Genomic DNA, 12,465 nt, shown 5'->3' on the forward strand with positions numbered 1-12,465 from the left:
GAACGTGCGTGCGGTCGGGGGAGCAGGTTACCGCCGGCGGGCGGGGGCCGGTGACGGGGAGTCCGGTCCCCGGACGCGGCCGGCCCCGGGGCGGTCCGCTAGTCCGGTCCCGGCCCGGGGTGGGGCTGGACCACGTGCCCGGCGGCCTCCAGGCCCGCCGTCGCGGCGGCCACGAAGACCGCCACGCTCGCGTGGCGCCGCCGGGGCGGCCACACCACCGACGTGCGCCAGGCCAGCGGGTTCCCCTCCAGGGGTGACCACACCAGGCCCTCGGGGAGCCCGCCCAGGGGCCTCTCGTTGAAGTGCACGCCCCGCCCGGCCATGACCAGGCCGTTGACGAACAGCGGGTTGCGGGCGTGCCGGATCGCCCCGGGGCGGAACCCCTCCGAGCTGCACGCGGACATGACCTGGTCGTAGAGCATCGGCGCCATCGCCCGGGGGAAGACCACCAGCGGCATCCCGTTGAGGTCGCGCAGCCGCACCGGCCCGCCCCCCGCCAGCGGGTGCTCGGCGGGCAGCAGGACCCCCAGGGCCCGGTGGGCCACCGGGCCCGACTCCAGGCCCGTGGTGTCGGAGGGGTGGCGCACCACCCCGGCGTCCAGGTCGCCCTCGCGCAGCGCCCGCAGCTGCTCGTCCGTGGTGAGCTCGTGCAGGTCCACCAGCACGTCGGGGGCGTTGCGCGCCAGCTCCGCGACCAGGGTGCGCAGCGTGGCGGGCATGGTGTCCGGCGGGATCCCCGCACGCAGGATCCCGCTCTCCCCGGGGCGGATGCGGCGCATGGCCTCCAGGGCCGACTCGGTGCTCTCCAGCACCGGCCGGGCGTGCTCCAGCAGCAGGGCCCCGGCCTCGGTCAACCGCACCTGGTTGCGGCCGCGGTCGAACAACCGCACGCCCAGTTCGCGCTCCAGGTCGCGGATGCGCTGGGACAGCGGCGGCTGGGCCATGTGCAGCCGGGCTGCGGCCCGGCCGAAGTGCAGCTCCTCGGCGAGCACCGTGAAGTAGCGCAGGTGGCGCAGTTCCATGCGGGGACCCTACCGGTCATATCACTGCGATATCGCGGGAGGTCCCAACTGGTGTTGGACGCCGGCGGCGGTGAGCTGTTGTGATGTCGTTCATAGGGCGGAGGGCCCGGGTTCGCCCGGGGACCACCGGGGAGCACCGGCTCCGCCCGATCCTCCGGCGTACGCGACCCCGTCCGCCGCACCCCTGCTTGTGAATTCGTGAAAGGCATCGGCATGTCACCGAACGACGACCTCGTCCTGGCGCACCGCGAACCCCTCGCCGAGGGCCACGCCACCGTCATCACCCTCAACCGCCCCGACAAGCTCAACGCGTGGACCGGCGCCATGCGCACCCGCCTGGTCGGGCTGTTCGAGGAGGCGGGCGCCGACGCCGACTGCCGCGCCGTCGTGCTGACCGGCGCCGGCGCCGCCTTCTGCGCGGGCCAGGACCTGGCCGAGACCCGGGACATCGACCCGGCCGACCACGCCGCCGCCGAGGCGTGGATCGACGACTTCGACCTGCTCTACAGGGCCCTGCGCGGCATCGACAAGCCCACCATCGCGGCGGTCAACGGCGTCGCCGCCGGCTCCGGGTTCCAGTTCGCGCTCCTCGCGGACCTGCGCGTCGGCCACCCCGGCGTGCGCATGGGCCAGCCCGAGGTCCGCTCCGGCATCCCCAGCGTCACCGGCATCTGGGCCATGTGGGACATCCTCGGCAAGGCCCGCACCATCGAGTTCACCCTCACCGGCGAGCTGGTCGACGGGGACGAGGCCCACCGTCTCGGCCTGCTCACCCGGCTCGTCCCCGGGCGGGACGAGGTGCTCCCCGCCGCACTCGCCCTCGCGGACTCCCTCGCCTCCCTGCCCCCCGGCGCCGTCGCCCTCACCAAGGCCCGCCTGCGCGAGATCGACGACGAGGCGCTGACCGACTCCATCACCGCGGCCAAGAGGGTCCACGCCCAGGCCTACGCCAGCGGCGAGCCCCAGCGGGAGATGGAGCGGTTCCTGGCCAAGCGCCGCTGAACCGCAGCTCCACCACCGACGCCACAGCAGGAAACAGGGGAGACCACCCGATGACCACCACCGGAACCGAGGACGGCACGCACTCCGGAGCCGGAGCCGGAGCCGGGGCCGCGGCCCCGGGCACCGCCGTCCCGGACCCCGCCCAGTCCCCGGCCGCACCCACCCCGGAGGCGCTCGCCGAGGGGGACCGCCTCTACCGGCTCTTGTGCGAGGAGCAGGACTGGGAGGCGCCCGAGCGCTACAACATGGCGGTCGACGTCGCCGACCACCACCCCGGCGACCGCGTCGCCCTCGTCTTCGAGGACCACACCGGCCACCGGGAGGAGGTCACCTGGGACCGGATCCGCGACCGGGCGGCCCGCGTCGCCGCCCACCTGCACGCCCTGGGCGTGCGCAAGGGCGACCGGGTGGCCGTGCTGCTGCCCCAGCGGCCCGACACCCCCGCCGCCTACCTGGGCGTCCTGCGCACCGGCGCCGTCCTGGTCACCATGTCCCCGCTGTGGGCCGACGACCCCATCGCCTACCGGCTCGCCGACTCCGGCAGCACCGTCCTCGTCACCGAGAACGCCTCCCTGGGGCGGGCCGCCGACGCGGTCGCGGCGGTCGCCTCCCTCGGCGGTGAGGGGGCCGGCGACGCGCCGTCCCCGGCCGACGTGCGGATCGTGGACGTGGACGACCCCGCGATCGCCGCGTGCGAGCCCCGGTACGAGGCGGCCGACACCGCCGCCGACGACCCCGCCCTCATCTTCTACACCTCCGGCACCACGGGCCCCGCCAAGGGCATCGTGCACGCCCACCGCACCCTCCTCGGGCACAACGAGTTCCGGTACTGCCACGACCTGCGCCCCGGCGACGTGTTCTACGGCGCGGGCGACTGGGCGTGGTCCATGGCCAAGCTCATGGGTCCGCTGCGCGTCGGGGCCACCCACCTGGTCTACCGCCCCCGGGCGGGCTTCGACCCCGAGGGCCTGCTCGCCGCCATGTCCCGCAACCGGGTCACCACCGCCCTGGTCAACCCCACCCTGCTGCGCAAGCTCCGCGCCGACGTCCCCGACGCCGGGCGGCGCCACCCCCAGGCACTGCGCGTGGTGTGCTGTTCCAACGAGCCCCTCACCACCGACCTCATCGCCTGGTTCCGCGAGCAGTTCGGGGTGACCCCGCTCGACTACTACGGGTCCACCGAGTCCTACCCGCTGCTGGGCAACCTGCCCGGCGTGCCGGTCAAGCCCGGTTCGGTGGGGCGCCCGCTCCCCGGGTGGGAGGTCGCGCTCCTGGACGCCGACGGCAACGAGGTGCCCGAGGGCGAGCCGGGGGAGATCTGCCTCCGCGCGCGCAGCAACCCCCAGTTCCCCCTCGGCTACTGGAGGAGGCCCGACGCCTCCGCCGAGAGCTTCGGCGGCGACTGGTACCGCACCAAGGACCAGGCCACCCGCGACGCCGACGGCTACTACTGGTTCCTGGGCCGCACCGACGACGTCATCAAGACCTCCGGGTACCGGGTGGGCCCCTACGAGGTCGAGGCCGCCCTGCGCGAGCACCCGGCGGTCGCCGACGCGGGCGTGGTCGGCCTGCCCGACCCGCTGCGCGGACAGGTCGTCAAGGCGTGGATCGAACTCGCCGACGGGTACCGCCCCGGCGACGACCTCGCCGACGAGATCCGCGCCTTCGCCCGCGAACACCACTCGCGCTTCGCCTACCCGCGCCTGATCGCCTTCGCGGAACGCCTCCCCCGTTCCGCGACCGGCAAGGTCCAGCGCGCCGAGCTGCGACGACGCGACACGGTCTGAGAGACCGGTGCGGCGGCGGCCCCCGCCGCCGCACCCGGCCGCGCCAGGCCACCCCGGCGGGCCACCCCGTCTCTTGTCCCCCCTAACATCGATCCCGGGCCAGGCCCGGGCAGTGAGAAAGAGGAGTTCGGGTACGGTGCTGAACGATCAGGAAGCCCCCGCGACGCCACCCCGGGACATGGGCGGCGTCCGCCGCCGCGTCACCGTGGCCACCGCCATCGGCAACTTCGTGGAGTGGTTCGACTCCGGCGCCTACGCCGTCATGTCGGCCACCATCGCGGTGCTGTTCTTCCCCAACTACGACCCCGCCGCCGCGCTGCTGGCGACCTGGGCGATCTTCGCGGCGGGGTTCGTCGCGAGGCCGATCGGCGCCCTGTTCTTCGGCCACTACGGCGACCGCATCGGCCGCAACCGCGCCCTCGCGCTGAGCGTGCTGTGCATGAGCGGCGCCACCCTCGGGATCGGCCTGCTGCCCACCTACGCGGCGATCGGCCTCGGCGCCCCGCTGCTGCTCCTGCTCATGCGCACGGTCCAGGGCTTCTCCACCGGCGGCGAGTACACGGGCGCCTCGTCCTTCATCATGGAGTACGCCCCCGAGGGCCGCCGCGCCCGGTACGCCAGCGCCGTCCCCATCACCGTCGGCGTGGCCGCGGTGGTCGGCTCCGGCGTGGGCGTGCTGCTCACAGGCACCCTCAGCGAGGAGGCCCTGATGTCGTGGGGCTGGCGGATCCCGTTCCTGATCGCGGGCCCGCTCGGAGCCATCGGCCTGTACCTGCGCTCCCGCCTGGACGACACCCCGGTCTTCCGCGAGATGGCCGCGCAGGAGAACACCACGAAGAGCCCGCTGCGGCAGGCCTTCCGGGTCTCCGGGCGCCAGATGTTCACGCTGTTCGGCTACAGCATCACGAACGCGGTCGGCTACTACTTCATGAGCTCGTACATGATCAGCTACATGTCGGAGTCGCTGGACTACACCAAGACCCAGGCGCTCATGACCAGCGTCGTCGCGATGCTCGCGTACACGGCGGCGTGCCCGCTGATGGCCACGGCCAGCGACCGCTTCGGCAGGCGGCCCATGCTGATGGTCGCCTGCGGGGGGTTCGTCCTGCTGACCTACCCCGCGTTCCAGCTGATGTCGACCGGGCTGGCCGGGGCGCTGGTGGGGACCTCGGTCCTGGCCGTGCTCGTCGCCGTGATCGGCACGTCCAACGTGCCGATGATGGTGGAGATGTTCCCCGCTCAGCTGCGGGCCAGCGGCTCGGCGGTCGGCTACACCGCCGCGTACGTGCTGTTCGGCGGCACCGCGCCGTTCGTGGCGACCTGGCTGGTCAGCAGCACCGGCAGCGCTCTCACGCCGGCGTTCTACCTGGTCGGGGTGGCCGCGATCAGCCTCCTGGTGGTGCTGACCCTGGTGAGGGAGACCAAGGACCTCTCGCTCACCCGCACCACGCTGCGCTGACGGGAGCGCCGCCCGGTCGGCGGCGCCGGTCCACGAGGGCCCGTGCCGCCGACCGCCCTCCTCAGCCCCGGGCGAGGCGGCGCAGCGCGGCCCGGGCCGGCGGCCCCCAGGTGTCGTGGCCGCCGGGGCGTCCGCGGACGCCGGCCTCGCCGACGAGCACGCCGCCGAGGGCGCACAGCACCGCCCAGCCGCGGGCACGGCGCAGGGTCGCGGGGTCCGAGGCCGGGCGGTAGGCCCGGTGGAAGCGGTCGAGCCCGCCGTCCGGCAGCAGGATCCAGGCGGCGGCCAGGTCGCAGGCCGGGTCGCCCGCGCACAGGTCGCCGAAGTCGATCACCCCGCACAACGCGCCGTCGCGGGTCAGGACGTTGGCCGGGTGCAGGTCGGCGTGCAGCCACAGCGCCGGCCCCTGCCAGCGGGGCGCGGCGACCGCGTCCTCCCAGACCGCGCGCACCGCCTCCGGGTCCTCGACCAGCCCCTGGGCTGTGGCCGAGGCGAACTGTTCGGCGAACTGCTCTGCGTGGCCGGCCAGGGGGCGCCGGCTCTTGCGGTTCACAGGGGCGTCCTCGGGCGCGGGCCGGTGCAGGGCCGTCAGGAAGGCCGCCAGGTCCTCGGCCGCACGGGCGGCGTCCGTGACCGGGGCGCGGTCCGCGGGCGTGCCCGGCACCCAGGTGGTCACGGCCCAGGGGCGCTGGAACCGCGCACCGGGCATGCCCAGGCGCAACGGGACCGGGACCGGCAGCGGAAGGCACGGCGCCAGGGAGGGCAGCCAGGCGAGCTCCCCCCGCACCAGCGCCTCCGCGGAACGCGGCGTCCACGGCAGCCGCACGGCGAGGTCGTCCCCGAGCCGCCACATCTGGTTGCCCGCGCCCCGCGTGCCCGAGTGCAGGGGACGGTCGGCCAGGTCGGGGTGCTGTTCGCGCAACAGGTCCCGGACGAACTCCGCTGTGAGGCCGAGAGGGGGGTGCGTCATGGCCAGAAATGTAGCCCACGGGCCCGGCCCGCGCGCGGGCGGGCGGTGCGGAGCAGACGCGCAGGGGCGCGGACGCCCGTCGTCCCCGGCCGGGTGGTCGGGGGCGGCGGTGGTCGCAGCGGGGTGCGGTGCGGCGGCGCCCCGACCCGCCGGACCGCCCGGAGCACCCGGCCCGCCCGGGGGCGGGCTGCGTCACCCCCGGGGGGACGCGCCCGTCGGGGCGGACCCGGGGCCGTGCCCCTCCGAGGGCGGTGCCGGATAGGTGACGACGCGGTCGGTGCGCACGACGGCCCCCGGGGTGAGCCGGGCGGCGTCCACGCGGTGGCCGCCCATGATGTGGAGGACCTCGTGGCCGTGGGCGAGGAGGTGGTCGGCGATGATGCGCCGGTGGCACCGCCACCACACCGCCTCCGCGCACATCACGGCGGCGCGGTGGGCCGCGCCCGCCGCGCGCAACCGGGCGAGCCCCGCCCCGAACTCGGCCGAGAGCCCGTGGTCGGCGTAGTTGTGGAAGCCGCGGTTGCGCCAGAGCCCGTTGACCTCGGGGGGCACGCCCCCGGCGACGGGGCGCCGGCCGCCGAGCTCCGCGACGCGCTCGTAGCGCACGCCGAGAGCGCTCAGGGCCGTGGAGAGCGCCTCCTCGTCGAACTGCGGGTTGCGGCGGGAGCCCGGAAGCCTGCGCACGTCGACCACCGCCTCCACGGCGGCCTCCTCCAACAGGGCGGCGAACTCCTCGAACGTGCGGTCGGAGTGGCCCACGGTGAGGAACGGCGGCGCCATCGCGGCTAGCCGCCGCCGGACGTCCGGGTCAGGGCCCCGTCCTTGTGAGCCGCCGTGCGGCCGGTCCTGTCGCTCTCGATCTCGTACTGCGGATCGTCCTCGGACGCGCGGCGCGTACGGCCCCGGAACGTGAAGTCGCCGGTGTGGACCCTGGTGATCGTGCCGGACACCCGTCCGGCCTCGGAGTTCCAGCTCACATGGTCGCCGACGTCGAAACGGCGTGTCATCGCGCACCCTCCTCCGGTCGTGGCGGGACGGACCCCCGACATACCCCGGACGACCCCGGGGTATGCGGGCGGGGCACGCCGCGGGGCCCACCGCCGGGGAAGACGCCTCGCTCCCCGGTTCGGTCCCGGGTCTCCCCGTCCACGCCCGCGGGGCCGACGGCCTCAGCGGGCCGGGATGTCCTCGGGCAGCAGGGTGGTGAAGTCCTCCATGGTGGCGTTCTGGACGCCGTTGACCAGGCGGCCCGCCTGCCGGGTGATCATCCGCTCCAGCACCTGGCGCGCGTAGCGGGCGTTGCCGAAGTTCACGTCGCGGACCACCCCCGAGAAGTGCTCGTGCAGGGCCGCCGTCGTCGCCTCGCCGCAGGTGTACCCCGAGCCCTTCGCCATGCGCTGGACGATGGTGACCAGCTCGTCGTCGCTGTAGTCGGGGAACTCCACCTGGTGGTTGAACCGGGAGGCCAGACCGGGGTTGGAGTCGAGGAAGCGCTGCATCTCGTTGGTGTACCCGGCGACGATGACCACCGCCTCGTCGCGGTGGTCCTCCATGAGCTTGACCAGGGTGTCGATGGCCTCCTGGCCGAAGTCGTTGCCCGATCCGCGCGGCGCCAGCGAGTAGGCCTCGTCGACGAACAGCACGCCGCCCTTGGCCCGCTCGAACACCTCGGCGGTCAGCTGGGCGGTGTGCCCGACGTAGCGCCCCACCAGGTCCGAGCGTGCCGCCTCCACCACGTGGTCGCCGCGCAGCACCCCGAGGGCGTGCAGGAGCTTGCCGTACAGGCGGGCCACGGTCGTCTTACCGGTACCGGGGGGACCGGCGAACACCAGGTGGTGGCTCATCGGCGCCACCTGGAGCCCCATGGCGCGCCGCTGCTGCGACATCAGCAGCAGGTTGGCCAGGTCGTTGACGGTCTCCTTGACGCTCGCCAGGCCGACCATGGCGTCCAGTTCCTCGCGCAGGGCCGCGATCCCGTCCGCCGTGCCGCCGAGCTGCTCCTCCTCGGCCGCATCCCCGAGGTCCTCGGGCAGCAGGAGCGTGAGCGAGTCGGGGCTGTCGGGGATGGTCCCGCCCAGCCGGTACGCCTGGCGGTCGATCATCTCCTCGAAGAGCTTGCGGGCCTCGCGGCCGTTGCCGAACGCCGGGCCCTTGGGCACCCGCTCGAAGTGGGCGAGCAGGGCCGCCTCGGTCTCCTCCGCCATCCGGTAGCTGTGGGAGACGCACATGTTGCGCACGATCTCCGTCAGCTCCTCGGCCGCGTAGTTGGTGAACTCGATGGTCCGGCTGAACCGGGAGGCCAGGCCGGGGTTGGTGTCGAGGAAGCTCTGCATCTGCTCGGTGTAGCCGGCGACGATCACCACGACCTCGTCGCGGTGGTCCTCCATGAGCTTGACCAGGGTGTCGATGGCCTCACGGCCGAAGTCGGGGCCGCCGCCGCTACCGCCCTCGCTGCCGCTCGCCAGCGTGTAGGCCTCGTCGACGAACAGCACGCCGCCCTTGGCCCGCTCGAACACCTCGGTGGTCTTGATCGCCGTGCCGCCCACGTACTGCGACACCAGGTCGGCGCGGGCGACCTCCACCACGTGCCCGTAGCGCAGGACGTCCAGTTCGGCGAGGATCTGCCCGTACAGCCGCGCCACCGTGGTCTTGCCCGTGCCGGGGGCGCCGCCGAAGACCAGGTGGCGGCTCATGGGCGGCGTGGGCAGACCCATCTCGGCCCTGCGCTGGGCCATCTGGTTGCGGGTGACGAGCGTCTTGACCTCGTGCTTGACCCCGGCCAGGCCCACCAGCGCGTCCAGCTCCTTGAGGGGGCCGACCTCCTCGGAGTCCTCGTCCTCCTGCACGGGGGCGGGGGCCTCCGGCATCGGGACGGGTGCGCCCGCCAGGTCGCCGAACGCGTCCGGCGCCCCGTTGCCGCGGCTGAGCAGCTCCTCCGTGCGCATGCTCTGGCTGGCGACGGTCTGGCGCAGACCGGAGCGGCCGTTGTCGCGCACCGAGCAGTCCTCCACCACCACGTCCTCGGCGGAGTGCACGAGGATGCCGTCGGCGCCGTTGCCGAACACCTCGCACCTGCGCAGCGTGGCGGTCGCCTTCGCCGCCACCAGCACGCCGTTGCGGCGGCCGTTGTACACCCGGGTGCGCAGCACCGTCGCCCGGCCGCCGGCCCGCACGGCGATACCGTCGCCCGTGCACTCCGACACGTCGCAGTCGCGCACGTCGGCGGAGCCGTGCGCGCCCACCGAGATCCCGGCGTCGCGGCTCCCGGAGATCTGCACACCGGTCAGCAGGGGCGCCCCGCCCTCCTCCACGGACACGGCGCTCTTGCCGGTGCGGTCCAGCGTCACGTCCTCCAGGCGTCCGCGCCCGCCCTTGCCGAACACCACGCCCTGTCCCCGGGTGTTGTTGATCGCGGTCCCGCGCATGAAGGGGGCGCACTCCTCGACCACCACGCCGGGGCCGGCGGTCCCGCTGACCAGGCCGCGGTCGAACTCCACGACGCTGTCGCCGCGCAGGCTCAGCCCCTGCCCGCCGCGTACGACCAGGCCGAGGAAGGCGGTGGAGGCCCGCTCCGCGGCCTGCACGGCGTCGCCGCCCGACTCCTCCACCTCGCAGTCGGTGAAGGTGCCGCGCGCCCGCCCCGACAGGTGGATCGCCACGTTCTTGGCGCGCACCACGCGCACCCGCGCCACCTGCGGGTCCGCGCCGTTGTGCACGACGACGCCGCGCCCGCCCACGTCCTCGAACACGCAGTCCTCCACGACCGGGCGGGAACGGCTGGACACGACCAGTCCGTCGCCCTCGGTGTCGTGCACGCGTGTGCCCAGCAGCGACGCGGCGGAGCCCTCCTCCAGCGCCACCGCGGGCTTCTTGGTCCCCGAGATCTCGCAGTCCCGGATCGTGCCCCCGGACTGTCCGCTGGCGAACACGCCGTTGCCCCCGGCGTCGCGAAGCACGCAGGAGCGGATCGTGGGGCGCGCCTGCTCGCCGATGACCACGGCGCTGGTGTCGACCTCCTCGACCACGCAGTCCTCGATGACGCTCGGCCCGGAGGAGGTGATCACCACCCCCGCGCCCGCCGAGCACGTGACGCGGCTGTCGCGCATGGCGAGCGCGCCGTCGCCGCGCACCGACACCGCGGTCCAGGACGCCCCCTCCACCTCGCAGTCGGCCATCTCCAGCTGCCCGAGGGGGATGTCCACCGCGGGGTAGTCGGCGTGGCGGCCGCGCAGGACCAGCCCGGACAGCTTGACCGCCTCGGCGCCCGAGACCACGGCGCAGCCGGAGCCGGTGGTGATCTCGACGCTGCCCAGGCCGTCGCGGGCCATCAGGGTGACCACGTCGCGCAGGACGAGGCTCTCCTCGTAGCGGCCGGGGGCGATGGTGATGAGGGCACCGCTGGCGGCGGCCTCGACCGCCTCGGTGATCGTCGCGTGCCCGTCCTGGGCGCCGGCGTCGACGGTGAGGAGCTGCCTGGTCATCGGTGTCTTCCTAGATCGGGGGAGGGGAGGTGGCGGGGCGGCGGGGGCCGCCCCGCCGGAGGCGGGTCAGGAGCAGGACGCGCGCACGGCCGAGGCGGCCACGTGCGAGCTGCTGTGCTCCTGGTCCGCGAGGGCGTCGGCCCCCGCGTTGGTGAGCTTGACGGTGAACTCCTCCGTGGGAGAGGTGAACCCGGTCACCTGGACCCATCCGCCCCGGATCCCCGCCTGGTCGATCCCGAAGACCGCCACGGGCGACCCCTCGGCCGAGGGGCCGGAGAAGAGCTGGTAGCGCGCCTCCCCGGGGGAGATCCACAGCGGGCTCTCGTCGTCGGGCACATGGACGTAGAGCTCGCACGCGACCCCGGCCTCCCCCGGGGTGAACGTCCAGGTGGCGTACTGGCCGTTGCCCTGCTCCGGGTCGCCCGAGACGGGAAGCGCCTCGTAGCCGCCGTCGCAGCCCTCCTGAGAGTACCCGCCGGGCCGTGTGGCCCAGCTGGCGGTGCCCTCGGCGCTGTCCCAGCGCCCCTCGTTCGCGTAGGAGGAGCCGGGGGAGTCCTGGCAGCCGGGCCCCGCGACGGCGAGGAAGGGCTCCGGTTCCGAGCCCCCCGTCATCGCGACGGAGTTCTCCAGGACGGAGCCCCCGCCCTCCGAGGGCGGCGGGTCGGCGACCGGGGCGTCGGCGGACGCCGACCCGCCGTTCGCCGTGTCGCCGCTTCCGGAGGCCCCGCCCTCCCGGGCGGTGTCGCCGGTTCCGGTGGTGTCGGCGAGGGGGGCGTTCATCTGCTCCGTCGCCGGGCCGGTGCCGGTGTCCCCGGTACCGGTGTCGCCGTTGCCGGCGCCCTCTCCGGCCGCCCCGTCGGTCTCACCCTCCCCGGAGGTCCCGGCGCCCTCGTCGCCTCCGGTCGCCGCGTCCTCCCCGGCCGTGCCGTCCGCGGCTTCCTCGCCGGCGGGGGGACCGGCGGCCGTGTCACCGCCTTCGGCCGCGGCGCCCCCGGCCCCGGGCTCCCCGGCGGCGGTCGTCTCGCCCGCGCCGTTCCCGGCCTCCTGGGCTCCGGACGCGCCCGGGTTCTCCCGCGCGGCGGGGGCGGTCTCCACGGGGTTCTCCCCGCCGGTGGCGCCGGCGCCCGGGTCGGGCATCGTCGGGGCCGCGGCTCCGTCCCCGCTCACCTCGGGGACGTAACCGGTCTCCTGGGGCGCGGCGCCCTGTTGGGGCACGGCCGCGGCGCCCGTGTCCGCCGGAGCGGCTCCGGACCCACCGCCGCCCGAGCCGCCCGCTTCGGCGGTGCCCGAGGACGGGCCGCCGGCGCCGCCGGCGTCCGAGGCGAGCGGCGTCGCCTCCAGGGTCACCCCGGGCACACCCGCCGTCATGGCGAAGGGTGCGGCGACCAGGAGCAGACCCGCGATGGCGGCGCCCGCCAGGGCGGGCTTGCCCGGACGGTCCAGGGCCACCTCCGGGGCCTGGGGGGCGGCCGGTTCGTGCAGGGCGCCGGTGATCCGGGGAGCGGGAACGGCCTCGGCCGCCCCCTCGGCGGCCCCGGTCGGGGGAGCGGGCGCGATGTGCGCCGCGGAGCCCGCGGCCCCGCCGGAGACCGTGCCGTCGGCTCCACCGGAGAGCGCCGTCCGGAACTCGGACTCCGGTGTGGGACGGCCCTCCGCCGCGCCGCGCGCCTGCGCACTCTCAGACATCGGAACTCCTTCTCGGGGGCCCAGGACAACGCCCCGCTCGTCCTGCACTACTCGGGGC

9 protein-coding genes are annotated in these 12,465 nt (G+C 75.0%); 3 read left to right on the forward strand and 6 right to left on the reverse strand.

What is annotated here, in order from left to right:
* Window positions 1-98: 98 nt before the first annotated feature.
* Window positions 99-1,022, reverse strand: coding sequence for a LysR family transcriptional regulator (locus tag ACWGL3_RS09355; RefSeq protein ID WP_267945593.1), 924 nt, complete (start codon window positions 1,020-1,022; stop codon window positions 99-101).
* A 213-nt stretch (window positions 1,023-1,235) separates the two neighbouring features.
* Between ACWGL3_RS09355 and ACWGL3_RS09360 the strand changes: the two genes are divergently transcribed.
* The 3 genes from ACWGL3_RS09360 (at window position 1,236) to ACWGL3_RS09370 (ending at window position 5,270) form a co-directional block, all read left to right on the forward strand.
* Window positions 1,236-2,024: an enoyl-CoA hydratase/isomerase family protein gene (locus tag ACWGL3_RS09360; RefSeq protein ID WP_267945592.1), complete on the forward strand. Its 789-nt coding sequence runs from the start codon at window positions 1,236-1,238 to the stop codon at window positions 2,022-2,024.
* Between the two features lie 50 nt (window positions 2,025-2,074).
* A complete protein-coding gene (locus ACWGL3_RS09365) occupies window positions 2,075-3,811 on the forward strand; it encodes an acyl-CoA synthetase (RefSeq protein WP_452461137.1) in 1,737 nt (578 codons plus the stop codon).
* A 136-nt stretch (window positions 3,812-3,947) separates the two neighbouring features.
* The gene (locus ACWGL3_RS09370; protein WP_452461138.1) at window positions 3,948-5,270 is read left to right on the forward strand and encodes an MFS transporter; all 1,323 of its coding nucleotides are present in this window, start codon (window positions 3,948-3,950) and stop codon (window positions 5,268-5,270) included.
* A 61-nt stretch (window positions 5,271-5,331) separates the two neighbouring features.
* Here the strand turns inward: ACWGL3_RS09370 and ACWGL3_RS09375 are convergent, their stop codons facing one another.
* From ACWGL3_RS09375 to ACWGL3_RS09395, 5 genes are all read right to left on the reverse strand, one after another.
* Complete coding sequence (locus ACWGL3_RS09375) at window positions 5,332-6,240, reverse strand: aminoglycoside phosphotransferase family protein (protein ID WP_267945589.1); 909 nt, start codon at window positions 6,238-6,240, stop codon at window positions 5,332-5,334.
* A gap of 192 nt (window positions 6,241-6,432) precedes the next feature.
* Window positions 6,433-7,020 (reverse strand): DUF488 domain-containing protein, encoded by a 588-nt coding sequence (locus tag ACWGL3_RS09380; RefSeq protein WP_267945588.1) that lies wholly within the window; start codon window positions 7,018-7,020, stop codon window positions 6,433-6,435.
* A gap of 5 nt (window positions 7,021-7,025) precedes the next feature.
* The gene (locus tag ACWGL3_RS09385) at window positions 7,026-7,247 is read right to left on the reverse strand and encodes a hypervirulence associated TUDOR domain-containing protein (RefSeq protein ID WP_267945587.1); all 222 of its coding nucleotides are present in this window, start codon (window positions 7,245-7,247) and stop codon (window positions 7,026-7,028) included.
* Between the two features lie 162 nt (window positions 7,248-7,409).
* Window positions 7,410-10,721 (reverse strand): right-handed parallel beta-helix repeat-containing protein, encoded by a 3,312-nt coding sequence (locus tag ACWGL3_RS09390; protein WP_267945586.1) that lies wholly within the window; start codon window positions 10,719-10,721, stop codon window positions 7,410-7,412.
* Between the two features lie 66 nt (window positions 10,722-10,787).
* A complete protein-coding gene (locus ACWGL3_RS09395; protein ID WP_452461139.1) occupies window positions 10,788-12,407 on the reverse strand; it encodes a hypothetical protein in 1,620 nt (539 codons plus the stop codon).
* Between the last annotated feature and the right edge of the window lie 58 nt (window positions 12,408-12,465).

It is taken from the genome of Nocardiopsis sp. NPDC055824, from assembly GCF_053616335.1.